General features: G+C 73.2%; 20 protein-coding genes and 1 pseudogene. 10 read left to right on the forward strand and 11 right to left on the reverse strand.

Annotated features, from left to right (window positions below):
- Positions 1-133 precede the first annotated feature (133 nt).
- Entirely contained in the window at positions 134-1015 is an 882-nt protein-coding gene (locus ACWDR0_RS01125; RefSeq protein ID WP_456349481.1) for a hypothetical protein, read from the reverse strand.
- Positions 1016-1020: 5 nt separating this feature from the next.
- Positions 1021-1665 (reverse strand): papain-like cysteine protease family protein, encoded by a 645-nt coding sequence (locus tag ACWDR0_RS01130; protein ID WP_456349656.1) that lies wholly within the window; start codon positions 1663-1665, stop codon positions 1021-1023.
- Positions 1666-1985: 320 nt separating this feature from the next.
- Here ACWDR0_RS01130 and ACWDR0_RS01135 point away from each other — a divergent pair, with 320 nt between their 5' ends.
- The gene (locus ACWDR0_RS01135) at positions 1986-2909 is read left to right on the forward strand and encodes a hypothetical protein (protein WP_456349482.1); all 924 of its coding nucleotides are present in this window, start codon (positions 1986-1988) and stop codon (positions 2907-2909) included.
- Between the two features lie 185 nt (positions 2910-3094).
- Here ACWDR0_RS01135 and ACWDR0_RS01140 read toward each other — a convergent pair whose 3' ends face one another.
- Complete coding sequence (locus tag ACWDR0_RS01140) at positions 3095-3526, reverse strand: Rieske (2Fe-2S) protein (RefSeq protein WP_456349483.1); 432 nt, start codon at positions 3524-3526, stop codon at positions 3095-3097.
- Positions 3527-3741: 215 nt separating this feature from the next.
- Here ACWDR0_RS01140 and ACWDR0_RS01145 point away from each other — a divergent pair, with 215 nt between their 5' ends.
- Entirely contained in the window at positions 3742-4644 is a 903-nt protein-coding gene (locus ACWDR0_RS01145) for a carbohydrate kinase family protein (RefSeq protein ID WP_456349484.1), read from the forward strand.
- Between the two features lie 145 nt (positions 4645-4789).
- Here ACWDR0_RS01145 and uvrA read toward each other — a convergent pair whose 3' ends face one another.
- On the reverse strand, positions 4790-7774 hold the full coding sequence (gene uvrA, locus ACWDR0_RS01150) for an excinuclease ABC subunit UvrA (protein ID WP_456349485.1): 2985 nt from the start codon (positions 7772-7774) through the stop codon (positions 4790-4792).
- Positions 7775-8118: 344 nt separating this feature from the next.
- Between uvrA and ACWDR0_RS01155 the strand changes: the two genes are divergently transcribed.
- Entirely contained in the window at positions 8119-8853 is a 735-nt protein-coding gene (locus ACWDR0_RS01155) for a maleylpyruvate isomerase family mycothiol-dependent enzyme (protein WP_456349486.1), read from the forward strand.
- Between the two features lie 62 nt (positions 8854-8915).
- On the forward strand, positions 8916-9572 hold the full coding sequence (locus tag ACWDR0_RS01160; RefSeq protein WP_456349487.1) for an MBL fold metallo-hydrolase: 657 nt from the start codon (positions 8916-8918) through the stop codon (positions 9570-9572).
- A gap of 51 nt (positions 9573-9623) precedes the next feature.
- Here the strand turns inward: ACWDR0_RS01160 and ACWDR0_RS01165 are convergent, their stop codons facing one another.
- Positions 9624-10991 (reverse strand): sensor histidine kinase, encoded by a 1368-nt coding sequence (locus ACWDR0_RS01165; protein ID WP_456349488.1) that lies wholly within the window; start codon positions 10989-10991, stop codon positions 9624-9626.
- The gene (locus ACWDR0_RS01170; RefSeq protein WP_456349489.1) at positions 10988-11644 is read right to left on the reverse strand and encodes a response regulator transcription factor; all 657 of its coding nucleotides are present in this window, start codon (positions 11642-11644) and stop codon (positions 10988-10990) included. Before ACWDR0_RS01170 ends, ACWDR0_RS01165 begins: the two co-directional genes overlap by 4 nt.
- A 417-nt stretch (positions 11645-12061) precedes the next feature.
- Between ACWDR0_RS01170 and ACWDR0_RS01175 the strand changes: the two genes are divergently transcribed.
- From ACWDR0_RS01175 to ACWDR0_RS01190, 4 genes and pseudogenes are all read left to right on the forward strand, one after another.
- On the forward strand, positions 12062-12637 hold the full coding sequence (locus ACWDR0_RS01175; protein ID WP_456349490.1) for a hypothetical protein: 576 nt from the start codon (positions 12062-12064) through the stop codon (positions 12635-12637).
- Positions 12630-13895: an efflux RND transporter periplasmic adaptor subunit gene (locus ACWDR0_RS01180; RefSeq protein ID WP_456349491.1), complete on the forward strand. Its 1266-nt coding sequence runs from the start codon at positions 12630-12632 to the stop codon at positions 13893-13895. Before ACWDR0_RS01175 ends, ACWDR0_RS01180 begins: the two co-directional genes overlap by 8 nt.
- Positions 13892-14545, forward strand: a pseudogene (locus ACWDR0_RS01185) (ABC transporter ATP-binding protein); the annotation flags it as partial. The gene ACWDR0_RS01180 and the pseudogene ACWDR0_RS01185, both read left to right, overlap by 4 nt.
- Before the next feature lie 308 nt (positions 14546-14853).
- A complete protein-coding gene (locus ACWDR0_RS01190) occupies positions 14854-16044 on the forward strand; it encodes an ABC transporter permease (RefSeq protein WP_456349657.1) in 1191 nt (396 codons plus the stop codon).
- 112 nt (positions 16045-16156) lie between these two features.
- On the opposite strand, the gene ACWDR0_RS01195 is transcribed toward ACWDR0_RS01190, so the two are convergent.
- From ACWDR0_RS01195 to ACWDR0_RS01215, 5 genes are all read right to left on the reverse strand, one after another.
- Entirely contained in the window at positions 16157-17185 is a 1029-nt protein-coding gene (locus ACWDR0_RS01195; RefSeq protein WP_456349492.1) for a TerC family protein, read from the reverse strand.
- Between the two features lie 218 nt (positions 17186-17403).
- A complete protein-coding gene (locus ACWDR0_RS01200) occupies positions 17404-19446 on the reverse strand; it encodes a TerD family protein (protein ID WP_456349493.1) in 2043 nt (680 codons plus the stop codon).
- 219 nt (positions 19447-19665) lie between these two features.
- The gene (locus tag ACWDR0_RS01205; protein WP_456349494.1) at positions 19666-20244 is read right to left on the reverse strand and encodes a TerD family protein; all 579 of its coding nucleotides are present in this window, start codon (positions 20242-20244) and stop codon (positions 19666-19668) included.
- 133 nt (positions 20245-20377) lie between these two features.
- Positions 20378-22525: an excinuclease ABC subunit UvrB gene (uvrB, locus tag ACWDR0_RS01210; RefSeq protein ID WP_456349495.1), complete on the reverse strand. Its 2148-nt coding sequence runs from the start codon at positions 22523-22525 to the stop codon at positions 20378-20380.
- Between the two features lie 91 nt (positions 22526-22616).
- Positions 22617-23525 (reverse strand): MHYT domain-containing protein, encoded by a 909-nt coding sequence (locus tag ACWDR0_RS01215; RefSeq protein WP_456349496.1) that lies wholly within the window; start codon positions 23523-23525, stop codon positions 22617-22619.
- Between the two features lie 203 nt (positions 23526-23728).
- On the opposite strand from ACWDR0_RS01215, the gene ACWDR0_RS01220 reads away from it, so the two are divergent.
- Entirely contained in the window at positions 23729-24268 is a 540-nt protein-coding gene (locus ACWDR0_RS01220) for a methylated-DNA--[protein]-cysteine S-methyltransferase (RefSeq protein ID WP_456349497.1), read from the forward strand.
- A 340-nt stretch (positions 24269-24608) separates the two neighbouring features.
- Positions 24609-25835 (forward strand): MFS transporter, encoded by a 1227-nt coding sequence (locus ACWDR0_RS01225; RefSeq protein ID WP_456349658.1) that lies wholly within the window; start codon positions 24609-24611, stop codon positions 25833-25835.
- The last annotated feature ends 44 nt before the right edge of the window (positions 25836-25879 follow it).

Raw genomic sequence — 25879 nt, forward strand, 5'->3', positions numbered from 1 at the left:
TCCTCCTTGCGCCCGGGGGCGTCTTGGCCCTTGTGGGGGTTCTCGTCGGGCATGTCGAAAATGGTCTGAAGCGATAAGAGCCGCGGATGCAGCAGCCCGGGACCGTGGGGGTCCGGGGGACGGCGGCCCGGGGTCAGGCCTCCCCGGCCGTGCGGCGCAGCTTCCGGGCCGCGAGGCCGCCGAGGAGGAGGACGGTCAGCCCGCCCGCGCCGGCCGCCGCGAGACCGGCCGTCCCGGCCGGTCCGCCGCCGCCTGCCGGGGCGGGGGCGGCCCGCTCCGGGGCCGCCGCCGGGGCCGCCTGCGCGGCGGGGCTTCCGTAGCCGCCCGCCGCGCCCTTCTTCGCGTACGCGGTGCCCGGGAGTTTGTCGCCGTACGCGGCCGACACCCGGGCCCGGTAGGCGGCCAGGCCGGTGCCCCCGGCGCCCACGGCCCGTACCGCGTCCTCGTCGAGCGGCAGCACCCTGTTGCCGCCGGTCACGTACCAGGCGTCGGTCTGCGGCTCCCGGAAGACCGTCCCGCCGGGCAGTTTGGCGGCGCCCGCCTTCGCGTACCGGAACTCGTCGTCGCCGGTGGCGATGTTCACCACCTGCCAGCCGGAGCCGGTCTCGGCCGTCCAGACGGATGCCGCCTGTCCGTCCGAGGAGACCGCCGGGGTGGCCAGGAACTCGCTGCGGGCGACCGGGGCGCCCTTCTTCCCGGCCACGAAGTCCGGCGACAGGACGTAGACCGCGACGGTCGCACCGGCGGCGCGCGGCGCGGCGGCCGACCGGGCCACCGCGCCGTCCCGGGCGAAGAAGCGGGAGAGCGTCGCGAGGGTGGCCGGGGAGGTGGCGGCGGCCCGGGCCGCCGCCAGGTCCGCGGCGGCGGCCGGGGCCGGTACGGGGACGGGGGCCGCGGAGGCCTGTCCGGTCAGGGTGCCGAGCGCCCCGAGGGCCAGGCAGACGGCGGCCCCGGCGAGGGCGGCCTCTCTCGCGGCTCCGGTACGGGCCGGTGCGGTGCGGGGGGTCCGCTTCATGGCGCTCACGCTCCGATCCGGTACAGCGAGTGGGTCCACGAGAAGGAGCTGTTGTTCACGTACCAGGAGTGGGAGGCCCAGTTGTAGCGGGAGCTGGAGGGCCACGGGTCGGCCCAGTAGACCAGGCTGTTCGCGGTGTCGTAGCCGTGGATGACATGCATGTGGCCGCCGCCGGAGGACCACTGGATCCGGGTCTCGACGGGCCGGTTGGCGTTGATCTCGGTCTGGACGGCGGTGTAGCGCAGCCAGTCGGCGATATAGGTGCCGGGACTGACGCCCGTCCAGCGCAGCCCGGTCTGCACAGTGGCCAGGGTGGCCTGCGAGTTGGGGCACTCGGTGTTCTGGGAGCGGTTGAAGGCGGCGTTGCAGAACTGGTTCTGGGAGTAGTTGCGGCCGTAGTAGTTGGCGATGGTGTTGCCCGCGGCGGCCCAGCACCAGTTGGTCTTCAGCTGAGCTTGCATCGCGATATTCAGTTTCTTCCAGGCGAGGGCTCCGACGTCGCCGGGGCCGCTCTGACCGGCCCCGGCCGGAGCCGGTGCCACGGCGGCGGGGGGTGCCGCCGCCGCCGACTGCGCGGTGGACAGCGGAAGGCCGACCACCGCGGCGAGGACGGCCGCCACGGCGGCGAGCCGTCTCGTGGTGTTGCTCATCGCGTTCCTCCCGAAGGAATGGTGGGGGTGGAGGAGCGCGTCCGGACGCTGCTCGTCGAGCATCAGTCCTTGTCCGGGGCAGGTCAACACGCTTCAATGCGGGGGACACGGCGCTGTGAACGGCCCGACCGGGTTGTGAACGGCCCGCCCGGTCCCACCTGCGCCGCCACCGCGGCCCGGCACCGGCGGCGGTCCGGGCCCGTGAACGTTCACCCGCGCCCGGCTCCCGCGCGGGCCGACGCGCGGCACAGGCCCGGAAACCGCGCGGACCGGCCGCGGTCCGCCCGGCGCGCCGGGACGCGACGCCGCTGGAGGTATCCATGGGTCACACCGAAGCCGATCTGGCGCAGGTGCTGCACACCGGCCCCTTCCATCTGGCGCTGCGGGCCGCGCTCTCGGTGCGCGGGCTGCCGCTCCAGCGGGTCCAGCACCATCTCGCCCACCGCGGTATCAAGGTCGGGGTCACCAGCCTCAGCTACTGGCAGCAGGGCGCCCGCCGCCCCCAGCGGCCGGAGTCGCTGCGGGCCGTACGGGCCCTGGAGGAGGTACTCGACCTGCCGGGGAACTCGCTGACCCGGCTGCTGGGCGCCGGGGAGCAGTCCGAGGTCGAACGGCCGCCGTCCCGTTCGTACCGCTCGCTGCTGGAGGTCTCGGACACCGTGGAGGCGCTGCTGGCCGATCTGGAGTCGCCCGCGGACGGCGGACTGCACACGGTCGGCCACCACGAGCGGGTCCGGATCGGAGCCGCCCGCGAACTGCTGGGCCGGGACTCCCAGCACGTCGTACGGGCCCATCGCGACGGGGTCGACCGCTGCCTCGCCATCCACCGCGGCGACCCGGGCTGCGAACCGGCGCGGGTGCAGGTCAGCGCGTTGGAGAACTGCCGTACGGGACGGGTGCGGCGGGATCGGGAGAGCGCGATCGTGGTCGCGGAGCTGCTCTTCGACACCCGGCTGCGGGCCGGGGAGACGTACTTCTTCGGCTACGGCTTCGAGGACGGCACGGGCGGTCCGAGCGCCGAGTACGTCCGCGGCTTCACCTACGCGGGCGGGCAGTACGTGCTCCAGGTGCGCTTCGACGAGGGGGCGCTGCCCGCGCGCTGCCGCCGGTTCTCCCAGGCGACCACCGGGGCACCGCGCGGCGGCCGCTCCGAACTGACGCTCAGCGGCCGCCACCGTACGGTCCATCTGGTCGAGCAGGGGGTCCGGCCGGGGATCCTGGGGATCGACTGGGACTGGGAGTGAACGCGGAGCCGTCCGGGGCGGGCGAGGGCCCGCGGGGATCACCGGGTCACCGGGTCACCGGACCGTAGGAGGCCCGGTCGGGGCACCGCAGCCGTTTCCAGGGCCGGGGCCCGGGCCTGCCGGGTCGTTGCGCCCCGGTGTCCGCCGGTCCTCCCGGGCCCGGGGCCGCGGACCGGCCCGGCCGGTCAGGCCTCGGGGCCCGCGATCAGACGGCCGTCGCGGACCACGACCGGGACCTGCGGCAGCGGGACGGTCGCCGGGCCGTTGAGCGCCTCTCCGGTGGTGATGTCGAAGCGGCTGCCGTGACAGGGGCAGTTGCCCTCGATGCCCTCGACCTTGTCGAGCGCGCAGCCCGCGTGGGTGCACTGCGCGCTGAACGCCTTGTACTCGCCCTTCGCCGGGCAGCTCACCACGAGCCGCTGCTCCCGGTAGAGCTTGGCGCCGCCGACCGGCACCGCGTCCGCCGCGCCCAGGTCGACGGGAGCGGTGGGCGTGGGCGTCTTCGCATGCCCGAGCTTGGACTCCGTGGAGCAGGCGGCGACCCCCAGGCCCGCGGCTCCGGCGAGGGCCGCGCCTTTCAGCACGGTGCGGCGGGCGGCGGGGGTGGCGGCGGACATAGGGGGCTCCGGTGGTTCGGGGGCGAGCGTACGGGGCCGGGGCCGGCTGACCGGTCGTGCGCCGGTCCGGGGCGTACCGGTCCGGCACCGGTCCGGGCCGGCGGCGACTGGTCCGACGATACCGGCGCGGACCGGGCGCCCCGAGGCCGGGCTCCCTCCCCGCCGCCGCCCGTGCTCCCTCCCCCGGCGGCCGGGCCATGGGCTACGTTCGGACCATGATCGTCGTCGCCGGAGAGGCACTGATCGACCTGGTCCCCCTCGCCGCGCCGGAGCCCGGGGGGCCGCTGCCGGCACTGGTGCCCCGGCCCGGCGGCGGCCCGTACAACACAGCGATCGCGCTGGGCCGACTCGGGGGACCGGCCGCGTTCTGCTCCCGGGTCTCGGCGGACGGGTTCGGGGACGCCCTGGTGGCGGGGCTGGCGGCGGCCGGGGTCGGCACGGCGTACGTGGCCCGGGGGCCGGAGCCGACGACCCTGGCGGTCGCCACGGTCGGACCGGACGGTTCGGCGGGCTACTCCTTCTACGCCGGGGGCACGGCGGACCGGCTGTTCGAGCTGCCGCCGCCGCTGCCGCCGGAGACCCGGGCGGTGGCGTTCGGCACCTGCTCGCTGGTCCTCGAACCGGGCGCCTCCGCCTACGAGGCACTGCTGCGCAGGGAGTCCCGGCTCGGGCGGTGCGTCCTGCTGGACCCCAATGTGCGGCCGGCGCTGATCCCGGACGCCGCCGCCTACCGCGAGCGGTTCCGCTCGTGGCTGCCGTACGTCTCGGTGCTGAAGCTCTCCGAGGACGACGCGGCCTGGCTGGGCGGGGTCCCGGAGGGGCCGGGTGCCGTGGTGCTGACCCGGGGCGCCGCGGGGCTGACGGTCCGGACCCGGGGCGGGGTACGGGTCTCGGTCCCGGCGGTCCCGGTGGAGATCGCCGACACCATCGGCGCGGGCGACACCGTGAACGCGGCCCTGCTGCACGGGCTGGCGGCCCGGGACGCCCTCTCGGCGGACACGATGGCCGTCCTCGGTCCCGGCGACTGGTACGAGATCCTCGCGCTGGCCGCCCGCGCGGCCGCCGTGACCTGCTCCCGCCCGGGCGCCGAGCCGCCGTACGCGGCGGAACTGGCGTAGCGCCGACGGGCTTCCCGGCGTACACGGCCCGTTGCCCGGCGGGACGGGCGGCCCTTGCGGGAGAACGGCCCGGGGCCCGTACCGGCGCGGACAACGCGCGGTACGGGCCCCGGCTCCGGACGACGGGCTCGCGCCCGCCCGCGGGCTACGCCTTGCGGGCGCGGGCCGCCGTCTTCTTCGCGGCCGGCTTCTTCGCCGCGGCCTTCGCCGGTGCGGCCAGCGCCTTCTTCACGGCCCGCTTGCGCGGCGCGGCCGAACGGGGTGCGGCGGAGGCGTCGCTGACCCGCTCCGGGTCGAGGGTGTCCCGGAGGAACTTGCCGGTGTGGCTCGCGGGGACGCCCGCGACCTCCTCCGGGGTGCCCTCGGCGACCACCAGACCGCCGCCGCTGCCGCCCTCGGGACCCATGTCGACCACCCAGTCGGCGGTCTTGATCACATCGAGGTTGTGCTCGATGACGATGACCGTGTTGCCCTTGTCGACCAGGCCCGAGAGCACCGTGATCAGCTTGCTGATGTCCTCGAAGTGCAGACCCGTGGTCGGCTCGTCGAGCACGTACACCGTGCGCCCGGTGGAGCGCTTCTGGAGCTCGGAGGCGAGCTTCACCCGCTGTGCCTCACCGCCGGAGAGCGTGGTGGCGGGCTGGCCGAGCCGGACGTACCCCAGACCGACCTCGTTGAGGGTCCGCAGATGGCGGGCGATCGTCGGTACGGCCTCGAAGAAGCCGAGCGCCTCCTCGATGGGCATGTCGAGGACCTCGGCGATGGACTTGCCCTTGTAGTGGACCTCCAGCGTCTCCCGGTTGTACCGCGCGCCGTGGCAGACCTCGCACGGGACATAGACGTCCGGGAGGAAGTTCATCTCGATTTTGATGGTGCCGTCGCCGGAGCAGTTCTCGCAGCGGCCGCCCTTGACGTTGAAGGAGAACCGGCCGGGCTGGTAGCCCCGCACCTTCGCCTCCATGGTCTCGGCGAAGAGCTTCCGGACATGGTCGAAGACACCGGTGTACGTCGCCGGGTTGGAGCGCGGGGTACGGCCGATGGGCGACTGGTCGACATGGACGACCTTGTCCACCAGGTCGTCGCCGTCGACCCGGGTGTGGCGCCCCGGCACCGACTTCGCGCCGTTCAGCTCACGGGCGAGATGGGTGTAGAGGATGTCGTTGACCAGCGTGGACTTACCGGATCCGGAGACTCCGGTGACCGCGGTGAACACCCCGAGCGGGAAGGAGACGTCGATGTCCCTGAGGTTGTTCTCCCGGGCGCCGCGGACCGTGATCCGGCGCTCCGGATCGGCCGGCCTGCGGATGTCGGGGGTCGCGATGGCCTTCTTCCCGGAGAGGTACTGGCCGGTCGCGGAGCCGTCGTTGGCCAGCAGTTCGGCCAGCGGCCCCGAGTGGACGACCTTGCCGCCGTGCTCACCGGCGCCCGGGCCGATGTCGACCACCCAGTCGGCCACCTTGATGGTGTCCTCGTCGTGCTCGACGACGATCAGGGTGTTGCCCATGTCGCGGAGCCGGACCAGGGTTTCGATCAGCCGGTGGTTGTCCCGCTGGTGCAGACCGATGGAGGGCTCGTCGAGGACGTAGAGCACACCGACGAGACCGGAACCGATCTGGGTGGCGAGCCGGATCCGCTGCGCCTCGCCGCCGGAGAGCGTCCCGGCGGCCCGGTTGAGGGAGAGGTAGTCCAGGCCCACGTCGACCAGGAACCGCAGCCGCTCGTTGACCTCCTTCAGCACCCGCTCGGCGATCTTCTTGTCGCGGGCGGTCAGCTTCAGCCGGCCGAGGAACTCGGCGCACTCGCTGATCGACATCCCGGAGACATCGGCGATGGAACGGTCCATCACGGTCACCGCGAGGACGACCGGCTTCAGCCGGGTGCCCTCACAGGTGGGGCAGGGCACCTCGCGCATATAGCCCTCGAAGCGCTCACGGCTGGAGTCGCTCTCGGCCTCCTGGTGCCGCCGCCGCACGAACTGCACGGCGCCCTCGAAGGCCGGGGTGGTGTAGGCGCGCTCCCTGCCGTACCGGTTGCGGTAGCGGACCTCGACCTGCGTCTTGTGGCCGTAGAGCAGCGCCTTCCTGGCGCGCTGCGGCAGCCCCGCCCACGGCATCTCGGTGGAGAAGCCGAGGGCCTGCGCCAGCCCGCCGATCAGCCGGCCGAAGTACTCCTTGGTGTGGCCGTGGGACCAGGGGTGGATCGCGCCGTCGTCGAGCGACTTGTCCGGGTCGGGGACGATCAGCTCGGCGTCGACCTCCATCCGGGTGCCGATGCCGGTGCAGTCGGGGCAGGCGCCGAAGGGGGAGTTGAAGGAGAAGGAGCGGGGCTCCAGCTCCTCGAAGGAGAGGTCGTCGTACGGGCAGTACAGATGCTCCGAGAACATCCGCTCGCGCTCGGGGTCGTCCTCGGGGAGGTCGACGAAGTCGAGCACGACCATGCCGCCGGAGAGCCCGAGTGCGGTCTCCACGGAGTCCGTGAGCCGCCGCTTGGCGCTGTCCTTGACGGTCAGGCGGTCGACGACCACCTCGATGGTGTGCTTCTCCTGCTTTTTCAGCTTCGGCGGCTCGGCGAGCTGGATCGTCGCCCCGTCGACCCGGGCCCGGCTGTACCCCTTGGTCTGGAGGTCGGCGAAGAGGTCGAGGAACTCGCCCTTGCGCTCGCGCACCAGCGGTGAGAGCACCTGGAAGCGGCTGCCCTCGGGCAGCTCCAGCACCCGGTCCACGATGGCCTGCGGCGACTGCCGGGAGATCGGGCGGCGGCACTCGGGACAGTGCGGCTTGCCGATCCGGGCGAAGAGCAGCCGGAGGTAGTCGTAGACCTCGGTGATGGTGCCCACGGTGGAGCGGGGGTTGCGCGAGGTCGACTTCTGGTCGATCGAAACGGCCGGGGAGAGGCCCTCGATGAAATCGACGTCGGGCTTGTCCATCTGCCCCAGGAACTGCCGTGCGTAGGACGACAGGGACTCCACGTAACGGCGCTGGCCCTCGGCGAAGATCGTGTCGAAGGCGAGCGACGACTTGCCCGACCCCGAGAGACCCGTGAACACGATGAGGGAGTCACGGGGGAGGTCGAGCGAGACGTTCTTCAGATTGTGCTCGCGAGCGCCACGGACGATAAGACGGTCGGCCACGCCGGGTCCGCACCTTTCTTGAGTGATCCGGTCCTGAAGGGAGGCACCGGCCGGTGACGGCCACGGACCGGACCTTCAAGCCTACGGCGGTCGCCGAGGCGGCGGACCGGTTCCGCCGGATGCCCGCTGCGCGGGGCGCCGGCCGGACCGGTCGCGGTCGGGATGCCCGACGACCAAGGATGCCTGACCCCAGGCTATAGCACGTACATTCGATTTATCGCGGTCCGGAGACACCTTCACCCGATCGTGTGGCCGATCCCCCGCCGATCCCCCCATGGAGCAGGCGGGTCACCGGCGCGGAATCCGTGCCGGGAACGGGCGGGCGGCGGACTATCGTCGGCCGCATGACCGATCCCCGGCACGACCTCGCCCTGCTCCGCGCGGCCACCGAGCGGCTGCTCACCACGGCCCACACCCTGGACAACGCGGCTCTGGCCGGCCCGTCACGGCTTCCGGGCTGGACCCGTGGGCATGTTCTGGCACATCTCTCCCGGAACGCCGAGGCGCTGGTGAACGTCCTGGAGGGGCGTCCCATGTACGCGAGCGCCGACGCCCGCGACACCGATATCGAGAAGGGGGCGGACCGCCCGCTCGACGTCCAGCTCGCCGATGTCCGCGACAGCGCGGCCCGGCTGCACGCCGTACTGGCCCTGCCCGCGGACCAGGAGCGGACGGTCGTCCTGCGCAACGGCGTCACGGACCGGGCCGCCCGGATCCCCTTCCGCCGGCTCGTGGAGGTCGAGCTGCACCATGTCGACCTCGGTGCCGGGCACGAGCTGGAGGACCTCCCGGAGGAGTTCCTGCTGCGCGAGACCGCGTTCCTCGCCGACCGCTTCAGCGGTCACCCGGACGTGCCCCCGGTCCGGATCACGGCCTCCGGCAGCACGGCCTCCGGCGGCCCCGGCACCTGGCGCACCGGACGCGACGGCGCCGGTGACGATCCGGCCGGGGTCCTGGTCGAGGGGCCGCCCGCGTCCCTGGTCGGCTGGCTCGCCGGGCGCCGTACGGACGACCCCGCCCTGACCGCGACCGCCCCGGACGGCACCCCGGCGGCACCGCCCGCGCTGCCCGCCCTGTAACGCGCCGCGGCCGGGGGACGGCGGCCCGGACCGGCGTCCCCCGGTGCCGATAGGCTCGCCCCATGACGTACAGCGGAGCGGTGAAGGTCGGCGGACCGGCGGACGTGCACGAGCTGGCGGAGCTGATGATCTCCAAGGTCGCGGTCGGCCCGATGGACAACAACAGTTATCTGCTGCGCTGCCGGGCCACCGGGGAGCAGCTGCTGATCGACGCGGCGGCCGAGCCGGAGACACTGCTCCGGCTGATCGGGGACGACTCCGCGGCGTCCGTGGTGACCACCCACCGTCACGGCGACCACTGGCAGGCGCTGGCCGAGGTGGTGGCCGCGACCGGCGCCCGGACGTACACGGGGCGGTACGACGCCGAGGGCGTTCCCGTACCGACCGACGTCCTGGTCGACGACGGCGACGAGATCCGCGTGGGCCGGGTACGGCTCACGGCCCGGCATCTCGTCGGCCACACCCCCGGTTCCATCGCCCTGGTCTACGACGATCCGCAGGGCCATCCGCACGTGTTCACCGGGGACTGCCTCTTCCCCGGCGGCATCGGCAACACCCACCAGGACCCCGCGGCCTTCGAGCGGCTCCTCGGGGACGTCGAGACGAAGCTCTTCGGCCCGCTGCCGGACGAGACCTGGGTCTATCCGGGCCACGGCAACGACACCACCCTCGGCGCCGAGCGCCCCCACCTCGCGGAGTGGCGCGCCCGCGGCTGGTGACCGTACCGACGGCCACCGCCCCCGCTCGAAGCCGGCGCGGGGGCGGTCGCGTCAGGGCGGCAGTACCGCCGTGACCACCAGTCCGCCGCCCTCGCGGGCGCGGGCCGTCACCGTGCCGCCGTGGGCCCGGGCCACCGCGCGGACGATGGAGAGTCCGAGCCCGGCCCCCTTGGCGCTGATCAGCCGGTCCCGGCCGAGCCGCCGGAAGGGCTCGAAGAGGGTCGGTACGTCGAACGGGGTCACCGGGGGGCCGGTGTTGACCACCTCGACCACGGCCCCGCCGCCGGGCGCGGGGCGGCTGGTGACCCGTACGGTGCCACCGGGTCCGGTGTTGTGCCGGATACCGTTTTCGACCAGGTTGTGCACCAGCCGTTCGAGCAGCAGGGCGTTTCCGCCGGCCGTCGCCTCGGCCGCGGACTCCTCGACGGCGACTCCGGCGGCCCGGGCCTCGGGCGCGGTCTGGGCGACGACATGGGTGACCACGTCGGCGAGGTCGACCGGGATCCGCTCGCCGACCTCGTTCTCCGAGTCCACGAGCAGCAGCAGCCCGCTGATCAGCCGTTCGTGCCGGTGGTTGATCTCCAGCAGGTCGGCCCCGAGCTGCTTCAGGTCCTCGGAGGCGGTCCTGCGGTGCATCGCCACCTCGACCAGGGCCCGCCCCAGGGTGAGCGGGGTGCGCAGCTCGTGGGAGGCGTTGGCGACGAACCTGCGCTGGCCGTCGAAGGAGCGGTCCAGGCGCTCGACCATGGTGTCGAAGGTGTCGGCGAGGTCCTTCACCTCGTCCCGGGGGCCGGCCAGGGCGATCCGCTCGTGCAGTCCGCGCCCGGCGGCGGGGGCCGCGGCGATCCGGCGGGCGGTCTCGGTGACCTGGCGCAGCGGGGCCAGGACCCGTCCGGCGACCAGCCAGCCGAAGCCCGCGGCGGCACCCCCGACCACCACCAGCACCAGGCCGCCCTGGCTGAGCAGGCTGGTGGCGGCCGCCTCCCGGATCTCCTCGCGGTGCGCCTTCAGCAGTTCGGTGCCGTCGGGCGGGCTGCTGCCGCGCGCTCCGCCGGGGAGTTCGTACGACACCTCCGGCGGTGCGGGTGTCCCGGTGGGCGCCGTACCGGCGGACGGCGCCTTCTGCACCAGCTTGGCGGTGCCCGGCATCTGCTGTTCGAAGAGCACGTACGTCACTCCCAGCAGCACTACCCCGGCGACCATGAACAGTCCGCCGTAGATCAGGGTCAGCCGGGCCCGCAGCGGCAGCTTCTCGGGCCGGAGCAGACGGTTCCGGCGGTCCCCCGGCCCCGGGGCACGGACCGCGGCGGGGCGGCGGCGGGCCCGGGGGCCGTGGACCGGCCGGGGCCCGGGCCCGGGGGCGGGCGGGGCGGCGGCCGGTCCGTCCGGCGGGACGGGAGCGGCGGAGCCGGGGGTCATGAGATGCGGTACCCCACTCCCATGACGGTCTCGACCACCGGCGGATCGCTGAGCTTCCGCCGGAGTTTGAGGACGACCAGCCGGACCGCGCCGGTGAACGGGTCCGCGTTCTCGTCCCACGCCTTCTCCAGCAGCTGCTCGGTGGAGACGGCGGCCCCCTCGGCGCGCAGCAGCTCGGTGAGGACCGCGAACTCCTTGGGCGACAGGGGGACGTACCGCCCGTCGCGGAAGACCTCGCGGCGGGCCGGGTCGAGGGTGATGCCCGCGCGGCGGAGGACGGGCGGCGCGGCGGGCCGCGACCTGCGGCCGAGTGCCTGGACCCGGGCGGCCAGTTCGGGAAAGGCGAAGGGCTTGGTGAGGTAGTCGTCGGCGCCCAGGCCGAGACCGCGGACCCGGTCGGCGATCTCCACGGCGGCGGTGAGCATCAGCACCCGGGCGGTGGTCCCGGTGTCCGTGATGGCGCGGCACACCTCGTCGCCGTGGACGACCGGCAGATCGCGGTCGAGCACGACGACGTCGTAGTCGTTGACGCCGACGCGCTCCAGCGCCGCCGCGCCGTCGTGGGCGACGTCGACGGCGTGGGTGTCCTCGCGCAGCCACTCCGCGATCGCGTCGGCGAGTCTCGGCTCGTCCTCCACCACCAGTACGCGCATGAGTTGCCCTTTCCCCGTGTTCCCGTTGTGCGGCGCCGTACCGGCCGCGGCGCTGCCGCGGCGGGCGGCGTCCCCGGCGCGGCCCCGTGGTGCGCCGGATCACTCCGCCATGGTGAACAGCGGGACGTTTCCGCCGCGTTAGTTCGGCGCGTCGGGGCTCCGGAGAGCAATCACGCGGTGAAATCCGGCCGGATCCCGCGTCCCCGTACGCCGCGTCCCGTACATCTCGTGCCTGTACGTCTTCTGCCCGTACATCTCGTGCCCGCACGTCTCCTGCCCGTACGTCTCGTGCCCGCCCGGCCCGGCCCGTACGGTGAGCGCCGCGGCGGCCCGGAAACGGCGGGGAAACGGCGGTGGGCGTTCCATCGGTCGCCGAGGGGCCGGAATCGCCCGGCCCCCGGCACAAGGAGACCAACCATGCGAGCACTCACCCGCCGGGGCCGGGCCGCCGGGGTACCGGCCGCCCTGGCGCTGGCGCTGGCGCTGGCGCTGACCGGATGCGGTTCGGGCGGGGGCGGCGATCCGAAGGTGGCCTCGGCCCCCTCGGCGAAGGAGACGGGCGGCCCGGCGCGGGACGGCGCGCCGGGAGACACGGCGGTGCCCGACGACGACCGGGCCAAGGCCCGGAAGTTCGCGGACTGCCTGCGGAAACACGGACTGGACGTGGGGGATCCGGAGGAGGGCCGGTTCACCATGGACGGCAACGGGCTGTCCGAGGAGAAGGCGAAGAAGGCGACGGAGGCGTGCCGGGCGTTCCAGCCGCAGGGCAAGGGCAAGGGCAAGGGGAAGCCCGACGCGAAGATGGTCGAGGCGATGCGGACGTTCGCCGAGTGCATGCGGACCAACGGGGTGGAGAAGTTCCCCGACCCGGCCTCGGGCGGCGGGATACAGATCGACGGCAGCATCACCGAGGACCCCGATTTCAAGGCGGCCGAGAAGAAGTGCCAGGCCGATATGCCGAAGGGGCCCGGGAAGAAGGACCTCGATGGGTGAGCGGGGGACCGCCCCGGACGGTACGGGGGGTACGGGGGTGCGGGACACCGCGGACGTACCGGCCGGCACGGGAGCTCCGGACACGGCGCAGGTACCGGGCGGCACAGGTCTCCCGGGTGACGCGGAGGCCCCGGGCGGCGCGGCCCCGGACCCCGCGGAGCGGCCGGCGCCGCCCGCACCCCGGCGCAGGCGACGGCGCGGACGGCGGGCCGCCGCCGTCCTCGTGGTGCTCGCCGCGGGCGGCGCGGCGGCCGTCGCCGGACTCGGTCTCACCGGCGGCGCGGACGCCGGCGGCGGGAGTTCCGACGGGCTGCCGCCGAACACCGCGAAGGTGACCCGGCAGACGCTGCGGGACATCCAGACCGCGGACGGCGCGCTCGGCCACGGCGATACCGCGGAGGTCGTCAGCCGGGTGACCGGCACGGTCACCTCCGTACCGGAGAGCGGGCAGCGGATCGGCCGCGGGCAGGCGCTGTACGCGGTGGACGACAAGCCGGTGACGCTGATGTACGGCTCCCTGCCCGCGTACCGCCCGCTGAAGGAGGGGACCGAGGGGCCGGACGTCCGGCAGCTGGAGCGGAATCTGCGGGCGCTGGGCCACACCGGTTTCACCGTGGACGAGGAGTTCACCGAGGCGACCGCCACGGCCGTGAAGGCATGGCAGGAGGACCTCGGGCTGGACGAGACCGGGGTGGTGGACCTGGGGCGCGTCGTCTTCGCCCCCGCCGCGATCCGGGTCGACGCGCTGGAGGCCGCCCCGGGCGGCCCGGTGCAGCAGGGCGGCAAGGTCCTCTCGTACACCGGTACCGCCAGGGCCGTCACGGTCGAACTGGAGCCGGAGCATCTGCGGCTGGTGAAGAAGGGCGGCTCGGTGACCGTCACCCTCCCCGACAACAGCCGGGCGGAGGGCCGGATCGACCAGGTCTCCACCGTCATCGAACCCGCCACCGGCCAGCAGGAGGCGACCACCAAGGTCGAGGTGATCGTCGCCCTGACCGGCGACAAGGCACAGAAGGCGGCGGCGAGGTTCGGCTCGGCTTCGGTGGACGTCGACTTCGTCGCCGGGACCCGCCGGAACGTCCTGACCGTCCCGGTCGCGGCCCTGCTGGCGTTCGCGGGCGGCGGCTTCGGCGTGGAGGTGGTCGCCGGCACCACCTCCACCTATCTGCCGGTGACCACGGGCCTGTTCGCCGAGGGACGGGTGGAGATCTCCGGCCGGGGCGTCACCGAAGGCGCGGTCGTGGGGATGCCCAAGTGATCGAGCTGGAGGAAGTCACCAAGGTGTACCCCGGCGGGGTGGCCGCCCTCGCCGGAGTGTCGCTGCGGATCGGCCGCGGCGAGCTGGTGGGGATCGTAGGCCCGTCCGGTTCGGGGAAGTCGACGATGCTGCATGTCCTCGGCACGCTGGACCGGCCGTCGTCGGGGCGGGTACGGATCGACGGGTACGACACCGGGGCGCTGCCCGATCACCGGCTCTCCGCGCTGCGGGCCCGCCGCATCGGCTTCGTGTTCCAGCACTTCCATCTGGCGGCCGGGACCACGGCGCTCGACAATGTCGCCGACGGGCTGCTCTACAGCGGGCTGCGGCGCGCGGAGCGGCGCCGCCGGGCCGCCGCGGCGCTGGAGCGGGTCGGGCTCGGGCACCGGACGGACCATGAGCCGCACGAGCTGTCGGGCGGTGAGAAACAGCGGGTGGCGATCGCCCGCGCGGTGGCCGGGGATCCCCCGCTGCTCCTCGCCGACGAGCCCACGGGGGCCCTCGACTCCGTATCGGGGGACGGGGTGATGGCGCTGCTGCGGCAGCTCAACCGGGCGGGCACCACCGTCCTGGTCATCACCCACGACCGGGAGATCGCGGCCTCGCTGCCCCGGCAGGTGCTGATGCGGGACGGGCTGATGGTGGCCGACACCCGGTACGGCGCGGGAGCCACTGGCACGGCCCCTGGTACGGGAGGGGCGGGCACGGCCCTTGGTGCGGGAGCCACTGGCACGGCCCTTGTTGCGGGAGGGGCGGGCGCGGCGCGGGAAGCCGGTACGGCCACCGCGGGCACGGCCGCCGGAGCCCCGGCGGCCGGTGCGGGAAGCCCCGGCGACCCGGTGGCGGGGAGTACGGGGGCGGCCCGGTGAGCCCGCGTACCGCGGCCCTCCCCCGGTCCGGCGGCGCCCCGCCGGACCGCGCCCGGCCGCGCCGCGGGCGGCGGGCGGAGGTCCGGGAGCTGCGGCCCGCGAAGCTGGGTCCAGGGGATGTCCTGCGGGTCGGCGCGGTGGGGCTGCGGACCCGTCCGCTGCGTGCCTTCCTCTCGGCACTGGGCATCGCGATCGGCATCGCCGCGATGGTCGCCGTGGTGGGCATCTCCTCGTCGTCCCGGGCCGAGCTGGACCGGCAGCTGAGCGCGCTGGGCACCAATCTGCTCACCGTCGCGCCGGGCTCCACGCTGACCGGCGGGGCGGCCCGGCTGCCGCTGGAGTCCGAGGCCATGGTGGGCCGGATCGGACCGGTCGAGGAGGTGTCGGCGATCGGGAAGATCACCGATGCCAGGATTTTCCGGACCGGCCGGATCCCCGAGGCGGAGACCAACGGTCTGGCGGCCTATGCCGCCCGGACCGATCTCCTGGAGACCGTCGCGGCCGAGCTGTCCGCCGGGACCTGGCTGAACGGGGCCACGGGCCGCTATCCGGCGGTGGTCCTCGGTTCGGAGGCGGCACAGTTGCTGGGCATCGGACGGCCGGGCCCGGAGGTCCGGGTCCTGGTCGGGGACCGGCTGTTCACCGTGGTGGGGATCCTGGCACCGGCCGCGCTGACGCCCGAGCTGGACGACGCGGCGCTGGTGGGCTGGCCGGTGGCGGTCTCGGCGCTGGGCTTCGACGGGCATCCGACGACGGTCTACACCCGGTCCGCGGACTCGGCGGTGGAGAGCGTACGGAACGTCCTCGGGGCGACGGCCAATCCCGAGGCGCCCAGCGAGGTCGACGTCTCCCGCCCCTCGGACGCGCTGGCCGCGCGGCAGGCGGCGGACCAGGCGTTCACGGCCCTGCTGCTGGGGCTGGGCGCGGTCGCCCTGCTGGTGGGCGGGGTCGGGGTGGCCAACACCATGGTCATCTCGGTGCTGGAGCGGCGGGCCGAGATCGGGCTGCGGCGCTCCCTGGGGGCGACCCGGGGTCAGATCCGTACGCAGTTCCTCGCCGAGTCGCTGCTGCTGTCGGCGCTCGGCGGGCTGGGCGGCGCGGTCCTCGGTTCCGGTGTCACCGTCGGGTACGCGGTCTACCAGGGCTGGCCCTCGGTGGTCCCGCTGTGGGCGGTCTCCGGGGGGATCGGCGCCACGCTGGGCATCGGCGCGCTGGCCGGTCTCTATCCGGCGGTACGGGCCGCCCGGCTCTCCCCCACCGAGGCGCTGGCCACTCCTTAGCCGACACCCCTTTAGCCGACACCCCGGCAGGCGGGACGCGAAAGGGTGGGTACGGCGGCCTTCCGGCCGTCGTACCCACCCTTCGGTCGCGCTGTCCCCCGCGGGGGGGGCGTCAGGCGTCGACGCTGTCCTTCGGGGAGCCGTCGCCGTCGGTCCCGGACTCGGAACCGGCCGCGGCCGCTTCCTCGGCCTCCAGCTTCGCCTGCTTCTTGGAGGCGATCAGGCTGGTGATGGTGGTGATGACCAGCACACCGCCGATGACGGAGAGCGAGAACGGGATGGAGATCTCCGGGACGGAGACGCCGCTCTCGTGGAGTGCGTGCAGCACCAGCTTCACACCGATGAAGCCGAGGATCACCGACAGGCCGTAACTGAGGTGGACCAGCTTCTTCAGCAGTCCGCCGATCAGGAAGTACAGCTGGCGCAGACCCATCAGGGCGAACGCGTTGGCGGTGAAGACGATGTACGGGTCCTGGGTCAGGCCGAAGATCGCGGGGATCGAGTCCAGGGCGAACAGGATGTCCGTGGTGCCGATGGCGAGCATGACCACCATCAGCGGGGTCATGATGCGCTTGCCGTTCTTCTGGATGAACAGCTTGGTGCCGTGGTAGCGGTCGGCGACGCCGAAGCGCTTCTCGGCGGCCTTGAGGAGCTTGTTCTCCTCCCAGTCGTCCTCTTCCTCGCCGGCCCGCGCCTCCTGGACGAGCTTCCAGGCGGTGTAGATCAGGAAGGCGCCGAAGATGTAGAAGACCCAGGAGAAGTTGGAGATGATCGCGGCACCGGCGGCGATGAAGATGGCGCGCAGGACCAGGGCGATCAGCACACCGATCAGCAGCACCCGCTGCTGGAGGTGCGAGGGCACCGAGAACTTCGCCATGATCAGGACGAAGACGAAGAGATTGTCGACGCTCAGCGACTTCTCAGTGATGAATCCGGCGAAGAACTCTCCGGATGCCTGGCCGGTACCCCAGACGGCGAGGCCGATGCCGAAGAGCACCGCCAGCGCAATCCAGACGATCGTCCAGATTCCGGCTTCCTTGATCGACACGTCATGGGGCTTGCGCCCGATGAAGAAGTCGACGGCGATCAGTGCGGAGAGACCGAGAATGGTCAACAACCACACGGAAAATGAGATGTCCACTGCGCCTCCGGCGTCGTACGGCTACTGATCAGCGTCGTCGCTGCCGGAGGTCTCCTCCACCCGAGTTCCAGACGGCCCGGGCCGGCGCCCCGGGACCTGAGGGTCCGTACTGACGGGCACGCCGCATTAGGGAGTACTCCCCTCCGCTTCAGAGCGAGCGTACAGGAGTACCCAAGCAGTGGTAAAGCACTTGGTAAAGTGATACCAAAATCCGCTGGTCAGCGGCCCCATGAACGACGGGCCGCGGTGATCTGGTCCAGTACGTGGCGGAGCACTTCGCTGCCCTGGGGCACCAGCGGTGGCTGGTACGTCCAGGAATGCCGTACCCAGGGATCCGCCAGATGGTCGTCAGGTACCGGGGTGATCCGCAGCAACGAGCGCCACAGCGGATCGAGGACGGGACCGTACGCACTGGCGTCCTCACGGTCGGCCACCATCAGCAGATGGACCCCGACCTGGGGGCCCTCGTCGGCGAGGTAGCGCAGCTGGGTGACGGCGCGGTCGTCGAAGCCGTGCGGGAAGTCGTTGACGATCAGCAGTTGCTCGGAGGTGTCGAGATCCGGCGGCAGCGCGTCGGGGGCTCCGCCGCGCATTGCCATGGTGACCAGGTCCACCCGCTGGGTGAGCCGGGCCAGGGTGCCGGCCACACCCTGGGCGCCGGTCGCCGGGGGCGCGGCGAGCACCCCGGACCGGACCAGCGGCTCCAGCGAGGCGGCACCGGTCCCGGCCGGGTCGATCACCTGGACCGTGTAGTCGCCCGCCGGGTGGACGGCGAGCAGCCGGGCGGCGTGCGAGACCGCGCAGTCCATGGCCAGCCGGCGCATCCGGGCCTCGTCCACCATCAGCGCGGCCTCGGAGCCGGACCGGCCGCTGTCCACCCAGAGGCCGCGTTCCAGGGGCAGCCGGATCAGGAAGGGGATCCGCAGCTCCGGGGATTCCGGGAGCTGGAGATCGCCCAGCCGGACCGCCATCGGGGACTCCATGGGTACCCGGTAGGCGTGCCAGACGGGGTTGTCCCAGCGGGCGTAGGCCGGCGGCAGCGCGGGCTCCACCACATCGGACTCGGCGGCCAGCTGGGCCAGGTCGCGGTCGAGGGACTGCCGGGCCAGGGCGGTCAGCTGCTCGCATTTGGCCCGGGCCGCGGCCCGGGCGGCGTCACCGGCGCCGCCGATCCGGCTGCGGGGGTCGGAGAGCGCCCGGTCCAGCTCCTGGTCCAGCCGGGACTCGGCGAACTCCACGGAGTTGCGGTAGGAGGCGACGGTCCGGGCCAGATCCTCGAACATGCCCCAGATCTGGTTGTAGAGCTTCTCCTCCATGGACCAGCCGGTGGCATCGCCGGCCACCGGGCGGGCGGGCTCCCCCGGGGCCGCTCCCGCCGCGGCCGGAGCGGTGCCGGAGACGGTCGGCGGCACGGGCGCCGCGGGGCGGCGGCGGGGGTGCGCGTAGTCGATCCGGCCGCCGGGGACGGCCGGGGGCGGAACCGGGGCGTCCGCCGGCTCCTCGCCGCGGTCCGGACGGCCCGGGGCCGCCGAGGGGACTCCGGGCGAGGGGACTCCGGGCGAGGGGACGGGCCCGGGCGCGGGGATCCCCGCCGCCGGGGTGGGGCCGGGCCGGGCGCTCCCGGAGTACGGGGTGCCGGTGCCGGGTGCGGCGGGCGGCCGGGCGCCGTCCGCCGCCGAGGGGGTACGAAGCCGGGCGGGCTCGGTCCGGGGCGACGCGGGGGCGACCGCGGTCCGGATCCCGGCGGCGATCTCCCGGGCGCGGTCCAGCCCGTGGTCGGCGAGCAGCCGGGCGAGGCCGCCCTCGTACCCCTGGCCGACGGCGCGGACCTTCCAGGCCCCCTGTCTGCGGTACAGCTCCAGGGCGACCACCGCGGTCTCGGCGCTCAGGCCGGTGATGGTGAAGCTGGCGATCTCGGCGCCGTCCGAGCTGATCACGGCCAGAAAGGGGGCGGCGGTGGCCCCGAAATGGGCCGGTCCTCCGGTGTCCTCGGGGAGGGCGAGCAGCAGATGCACCCGGTGCACGGCGTCCTGGACGGCCCCGAGGTCGATCCCGAACCGCGGTGCCCCCGTCACCTCAGCGGGGACCTCCACGCCGGGCACGGCCGGGGCGCCGGGGCGCGCGAGCCAGTCCTCACGTACGGCTCCGTCCTCGCCGGCTCCGGCGGCGCAGGCCACCAGCGGATGGCCGGCGGACACCCGCACCTCCAGGAGGGTCTCGGGCAGCGGATGGTTCTGCCCACGGACCAGCTCGGCCGTCATCGCCTCGTCCCCTCGGTTCTGCTGTCGTCGGGCGGGTACCGCGGGTGGTGCGCGGAGCGGCGGCGGTGCCGTGCGGTGCCCGCGAGTGGCAAGCGGTACAGCTCCCGGCGGCCTGCTGCCGCCGGGAGCTGTGTTCATCCGTCGTACGTCCGCCGCCCGGTGCGGGGCGGACGCGTCCTCACGGGTGCCGTGTCCAGGGCCTCCGGAGGTGCCGTGCGGTCAGAGGTGCGGCAGGATCGAGGGCATCAGGTCCTGGAACGTCCGGCCGTTGGCGGGGTTGCCGAGGGCCGTCATCTTCCAGCCGGTGCCGACCCGGTGGACCTTCGCCATGATCTGCGCGGTGTAGTTGCCGCCGCCGTCCAGCGTGTAACGGGCCAGCTCCTCGCCGTTGGTCTCGTCGACGATCCGGCAGAAGGCGTTCTTCACCTCCTGGAACGTCTGGCCGGTGAAGGAGTTGACCGTGAAGACGATCTGGTCGATATGGACCGGCACCCGCGCCAGGTCGACGAGGACGGCCTCGTCGTCGCCGCCCGAGCCGGCCCCGCCGACCAGGTTGTCACCGGTGTGCCGGACCGATCCGTCGTCGCTGACGAGGTGACGGAAGAAGACCACGTCCACCGGCTGCTTCTCGGCGAACAGCACCGCCGAGGCGTCCAGGTCGATCTCCTTGGTCCGCGAGCCGAACAGACCGCGGCGGGCCGCCGCCTGCCAGCCCAGTCCCATCCGCACAGCCGTGAGGGTGCCCCCGTCGCTCTTCTGCAGGCTGATGGCCTGACCCTTGGTCATATTGACCGTCACGCGCTGTCCCCTTCTCGCTGAAGTGCCGCCGCTCCGGTGAGCGGCTGCCCCGCACCCTACGCAGTCTCGCGAACGGTGCGGCACGATTGGCCGATTATTGTGTCGGTCTTGCAACACACATGGTCCGCGGGGCTCACGCCAGCCCCGCTTCCTTCATCTGACGCAGCTCCTTCTTCAGCTCCCCGACCTCGTCGCGCAGCCGGGCGGCCACCTCGAACTGGAGGTCGGCGGCCGCGGCACGCATCCGGGCGGTCATCTCCTCGATGATCGCGGAGAGCTCGGCCGCGGGGCGGTCGGTGAGCGGGGCGTCCGCCCCGGCGGACTTCCGCTTCCGGCCCCCGGCGCCGTCCCCGCCCGGGGCGGTCCGCAGCGCGGGCACCGGAGCCTTGGCCCCCTTGCCGTCCTTGCCCTTGCGGTAGCCGGAGCCCAGCAGCTCCTCCGTGTCGATCTCCTCGCGCGCAATGGTGGCGACGATGTCGTTGATCTTCTTGCGGAGCGGCTGGGGGTCGATGCCCTTCTCGGTGTTGTACGCGATCTGCTTCTCGCGGCGGCGGTTGGTCTCCTCGATGGCCTTCTCCATCGCCGCGGTGATCTTGTCCGCGTACATATGGACCTGCCCCGAGACGTTACGGGCGGCGCGGCCGATGGTCTGGATGAGCGAGGTGCCCGAGCGGAGGAAGCCCTCCTTGTCGGCGTCGAGGATGGCCACCAGGGACACCTCGGGCAGGTCCAGGCCCTCCCGCAGCAGGTTGATGCCGACGAGCACGTCGTACTCGCCGGCCCGCAGCTCGCGCAGCAGCTCCACCCGGCGCAGGGTGTCGACGTCGCTGTGGAGATAGCGGACCTGGATGCCCATCTCCAGGAAGTAGTCCGTGAGGTCCTCGGCCATCTTCTTGGTGAGGGTGGTGACGAGGACCCGCTCGTCGCGCTCGGTGCGCAGCCGGATCTCGTGGACCAGATCGTCGATCTGGCCCTCGGTGGGCTTGACGACGACCTCGGGGTCGATCAGACCGGTGGGGCGGATGATCTGTTCCACGAAACCGTCGCCGCGGGCCAGCTCGTAGGCGCCGGGAGTGGCCGACAGATAGACCGTCTGACCGATGCGCTCGGTGAACTCCTCCCACTTCAGCGGGCGGTTGTCCAGCGCGGACGGCAGCCGGAAGCCGTGCTCGACCAGGGTGCGCTTACGGGAGGCGTCGCCCTCGTACATCGCGCCGATCTGCGGGACGGTCACATGGGACTCGTCGATGACCAGCAGGAAGTCCTCGGGGAAGTAGTCGAGGAGGGTGTTGGGGGGCGAGCCGGGCTCCCGGCCGTCGAAGTGCATCGAGTAGTTCTCGATACCGGAGCAGGAGCCGATCTGGCGCATCATCTCGATGTCGTAGGTCGTCCGCATCCGCAGCCGCTGGGACTCCAGGAGCTTGCCCTGCTTGTCCAGCTCCGCGAGCCGCTGCTCCAGTTCGGCCTCGATCCCGGTGACCGCCTTCTCCAGCCGCTCGGGCCCGGCCACGTAGTGGCTGGCGGGGAAGACGTGGAGCGACGCGTGGTCGCCGATGATCTCGCCGGTGAGGGGGTGGAGGGTGGAGAGGGCCTCGATCTCGTCGCCGAACATCTCGATCCGGACGGCCAGCTCCTCGTAGACCGGGAAGATCTCGATGGTGTCGCCGCGGACCCGGAAGGTGCCCCGGGTGAACGCCGTGTCGTTGCGCGTGTACTGGATGTCGACGAAGCGCCGCAGCAGCGCGTCGCGGTCGGTCTCCTCGCCCACCCTGAGCTGGACCATGCGGTCCACGTACTCCTGCGGGGTGCCGAGGCCGTAGATGCACGAGACGGAGGCGACCACGACCACGTCGCGCCGGGTGAGCAGGGAGTTGGTCGCGGAGTGCCGCAGCCGCTCGACCTCCTCGTTGATCGAGGAGTCCTTCTCGATATAGGTGTCGGACTGCGGGACGTACGCCTCGGGCTGGTAGTAGTCGTAGTACGAGACGAAGTACTCCACGGCGTTGTTCGGGAGCAGCTCCCGGAACTCGTTCGCCAGCTGGGCGGCCAGGGTCTTGTTCGGCGCCATGACCAGGGTGGGGCGCTGGAGCTTCTCGATCATCCAGGCCGTGGTGGCCGACTTGCCGGTGCCGGTGGCGCCGAGGAGGACGACGTCCCTCTCCCCGGCGCGGATGCGCCGCTCCAGGTCTGCGATGGCCGTGGGCTGGTCGCCGCTGGGCCGGAAGGGGCTGACGACCTCGAAAGGCGCCGCCGTACGTTCGATATCGGAAACGGGCCGCATGGCATCCACCGTACGACCCGCCACCGACAATCGGGTCCCGGACGCCCGCGGCGGCGGGACGGCCCGGGTTACCGGCCGCCGTGGTCCCGGGTCACCAGCCGTCGTAGTAGGGCGACCGCGCATCGCGGTGCGGGGTGCCGTCACCGGCCCCCGGGCCCCAGGAACCGGTCGCGTCGGCGGCGCCGACACCGGTGGTCCGGCGCGGGGCGGCGCCGGGGGGCCCGGGGACGGCGGCGGACCGGCGGGGCCGGGTCCGCTCCTCCGGCTCGCCCATCACCAGCAGCGGGTCGAACATCACCACGACCCCGGCCAGGATCAGGAAGACCAGCGGGCCGATCATCAGCGGAAGCAGCAGGGAGGCGGCCGACTCGCCCGCCCGGACCGTTGCGCCCGAGCCGTGCAGATGCACGCTGACGGCCGCCATGCCCGTGTAGTGCATGCCGGTGACCGCGATCCCCATGACCAGGCTGGCGCCGAGGCTGGCCAGGAAGCCGTGGATGGACACGGCGGCCCAGAGGGCGGCCGTGGCCGCCACGACGGCGATGACGACGGAGAGGGCGACCGTGACGGTGTCGTACGAGACGGTCCCCCCGAACCGCATTCCGGCCATGCCGAGGTAGTGCATGGACGCGACGCCGAGACCGGTGATGGTGCCCCCGGTGATCAGAGCCATCGGACCGGCCCCCCGGTGCCCCACGATGAAGATCCCGATGCCGGTCATCACGATCGCCACCCCGAGGCTGGCGAAGGTGATCTGCGGGTCGTAGGTGATCGACGTCTCCTCGACGGAGAAGCCGATCATGGCGATGAAGTGCATGGTCCAGATGCCGGAGCCGATCGCCGCCGAGCCCAGGGCCAGCCAGCCGGCCTTGAAGGAGTGGCTGTTGCGGACCGAACGCGTCGTGCAGCGCAGCCCGAGGGCACCACCGAGGCAGGCCATCAGATAGGCGGCCAGGGGGGTGATGATCCCGTAGCTGAATCCGTCGATGGTTCCCTGCATGTCCTGCGTCCTTGCTCCCAGCAGCGCCCGCTCACCTGGTGCGATCCCGTGATCCCCAGGCGGAACGTCTGTCCGGGTGCTGAGCGTATGACGCCGGGTGCCGCCGGTGAACAGGAGGGTCCGGTTTATCGGAGCCGGTGCCTCCGGGTAGGGGCGCCCGGCGGTTCCGGGGCACTGTCGGTGCCCGGTCGTACCGTGGCGGTATGAAGACCTTCGAATGGGCCGTCGTGGACTCGGCGGTCGGGCCGCTGCTGCTGGCCGCGACCGACCGCGGGCTGGTCAATGTCGTGTTCCACGCCGACGGGCGGGTCCGGGACGCGGCGGTGCGGAAGCTGGCCGGGCGGCTGGAGGCGACCCCCGTCGAGGTCGGTCCGGCGGCCCCGGGCCGGCTGGCCGAGCCGATACGCCAGTTCGCGGCCTACTTCGCGGGCGGGCTGACGGAGTTCTCGCTGCCGCTGGACTGGTCGCTGTCGGGCGGGTTCAACCGGGAGGTCCTGCGGAAGCTGGACGAGGGCGTCCCGTACGGCACGGTCGTGGGTTACGGCGAGCTGGCGGCCCGGGTGGGCCGGCCCGACGCGGCGCAGGCGGTGGGCGCGGCCATGGGGTCCAATCCGCTGCCGGTGGTGGTGGCCTGTCACCGGGTGGTGGAGACGGACGGCGGGCTGGGCGGCTTCGGCGGCGGGCTGGAGGCGAAGCGACGGCTGCTGGCACTGGAGGGGGTGCTGCCGGAGCCGCTGTTCTGAGCGGGGCCGCCGGGCGGCGGGTGCGGTGGGCGACCGGAAGAACGTCCAGGTGAGAGGCGTACCGACGGTTCCTTGACGGGAAGTCCAATGGCAGACTGCGTCGGTGAGCCGAAGCCCTGACCCTTCCAAGACAGCCAAAACGGCCGAGACCGCCGGGATATCCGGGACCGTCGCGGGGTCCGCCACCGGCCCGGACGGCGGCGCGTCCGGCACCGTACCGCCGCCCGTACCGCCGCCCGGCCCGGCGGCCGCGGAGACGGCCGCCGGGGCGGGAACCGGCGTGGGGACCGGGACGCCGGGCGGGGTGGCGGGCGGTCCGGCGGCGGGACGGCCGGCGGGGGTGGTCACCGACGCGGAACTCCCCGCCCTGCGGCGGCGGGTCACCACGGCTCTGGTCATCAGCCAGATCCTCGGCGGTCTGGGCATCGCGACCGGTGTCGCGCTGGCCGCGGTGCTGGCACAGGAGGTCAGCGGCACGGACGCGCTGTCGGGCCTGGCGTCCACGGCGTCCGTGGTGGGCACGGCCCTGATGTCGGTGCCGCTGGCGGCCCTCATGACGGCGCGCGGACGGCGCGCCGGACTGGTCCTGGCCTATGTCGTCGGCGCCGTCGGCGCGGTCGTGGTGGTCGTGGCGGCCGCCGCCGGCAGTTTCCCCTTCGTACTGCTGGGGCTGGCGGCGTTCGGCGCGGCCAGTTCGGCCAATCTCCAGGCCCGGTTCGCCGCCGCCGACCTGGCGCCGCCGGAACGCCGCGGCCGGGCCATCTCGATGGTGGTGTGGGCGACGACCATCGGCGCCGTACTCGGCCCGAACATCGCGGCCCCCGCGGGCAGCAGTGTCTCCGGGCTCGGTATTCCGGCCGAGGCCGGCCCGTTCCTCTGGGCCGCCGGGGTCTTCCTGGTGGCGGCGGTCGTCCTCCAGGCCATGCTGCGACCCGATCCGCTGCTGACGGCGCGGGCGCTCGCCCCGGAGCCCGCCGACCGTGCGGCGGGCTCGCTGCGGTCCGCGGTACGCGCGGTACGGGAGTCCCCGGCGGCCCTGCTCGCGCTGGTGGCGATCGCCGTATCGCACACCGTCATGGTTTCGATCATGTCGATGACTCCGGTCGCTCTCAAACACCACGGGGCCGAGATCGAACTGATCGGCCTGGTGATCAGCGTGCATATCGCGGGGATGTACGCGTTCTCCCCGGTGATGGGCTGGCTGGCGGACCGGTTCGGCCGGCCGGCGGTGATCGGGCTCGCCGTCGGTCTGCTGGCGCTGGCCGCGCTGCTCGCCGGTACCGCCGGGTCGAGCCACTCCCGGGTCGCCGCGGGGCTGTTCGTCCTGGGACTCGGCTGGTCGGCGGGGGTGGTCGCCGGTTCGGCGCTGCTCACGGACTCGGTTCCGCACGCCTCGCGGGCCGCCGTCCAGGGGCTCTCCGATCTGGCCATGAACACGGCGGCGGGCGTCGGCGGTGCCCTGTCGGGGCTGATCGTCTCGCAGCTCGGCTACGGCCGGCTGAACCTCGTCGGGGCACTGCTGCTGATCCCGCTGGCCGTACTGACCGTCCGCCGTTCGCGGAGCTGACCCGGAGGTCCCGCGCCGGGCCGAGGCCGCGGCGGGTTTGCCCG

This window comes from Streptomyces sp. NPDC003691, from assembly GCF_053981115.1.

Bases quoted from the DNA above. Each gene is read 5' to 3' on its own strand.
- ACWDR0_RS01125 (WP_456349481.1), bottom strand. From the start codon at position 1,015: ATGAAGCGGACCCCCCGCACCGCACCGGCCCGTACCGGAGCCGCGAGA.
- ACWDR0_RS01130 (WP_456349656.1), bottom strand. From the start codon at position 1,665: ATGAGCAACACCACGAGACGGCTCGCCGCCGTGGCGGCCGTCCTCGCC.
- ACWDR0_RS01135 (WP_456349482.1), top strand. From the start codon at position 1,986: ATGGGTCACACCGAAGCCGATCTGGCGCAGGTGCTGCACACCGGCCCC.
- ACWDR0_RS01140 (WP_456349483.1), bottom strand. From the start codon at position 3,526: ATGTCCGCCGCCACCCCCGCCGCCCGCCGCACCGTGCTGAAAGGCGCG.
- ACWDR0_RS01145 (WP_456349484.1), top strand. From the start codon at position 3,742: ATGATCGTCGTCGCCGGAGAGGCACTGATCGACCTGGTCCCCCTCGCC.
- ACWDR0_RS01155 (WP_456349486.1), top strand. From the start codon at position 8,119: ATGACCGATCCCCGGCACGACCTCGCCCTGCTCCGCGCGGCCACCGAG.
- ACWDR0_RS01160 (WP_456349487.1), top strand. From the start codon at position 8,916: ATGACGTACAGCGGAGCGGTGAAGGTCGGCGGACCGGCGGACGTGCAC.
- ACWDR0_RS01165 (WP_456349488.1), bottom strand. From the start codon at position 10,991: ATGACCCCCGGCTCCGCCGCTCCCGTCCCGCCGGACGGACCGGCCGCC.
- ACWDR0_RS01170 (WP_456349489.1), bottom strand. From the start codon at position 11,644: ATGCGCGTACTGGTGGTGGAGGACGAGCCGAGACTCGCCGACGCGATC.
- ACWDR0_RS01175 (WP_456349490.1), top strand. From the start codon at position 12,062: ATGCGAGCACTCACCCGCCGGGGCCGGGCCGCCGGGGTACCGGCCGCC.
- ACWDR0_RS01180 (WP_456349491.1), top strand. From the start codon at position 12,630: ATGGGTGAGCGGGGGACCGCCCCGGACGGTACGGGGGGTACGGGGGTG.
- ACWDR0_RS01200 (WP_456349493.1), bottom strand. From the start codon at position 19,446: ATGACGGCCGAGCTGGTCCGTGGGCAGAACCATCCGCTGCCCGAGACC.
- uvrB (WP_456349495.1), bottom strand. From the start codon at position 22,525: ATGCGGCCCGTTTCCGATATCGAACGTACGGCGGCGCCTTTCGAGGTC.
- ACWDR0_RS01215 (WP_456349496.1), bottom strand. From the start codon at position 23,525: ATGCAGGGAACCATCGACGGATTCAGCTACGGGATCATCACCCCCCTG.
- ACWDR0_RS01220 (WP_456349497.1), top strand. From the start codon at position 23,729: ATGAAGACCTTCGAATGGGCCGTCGTGGACTCGGCGGTCGGGCCGCTG.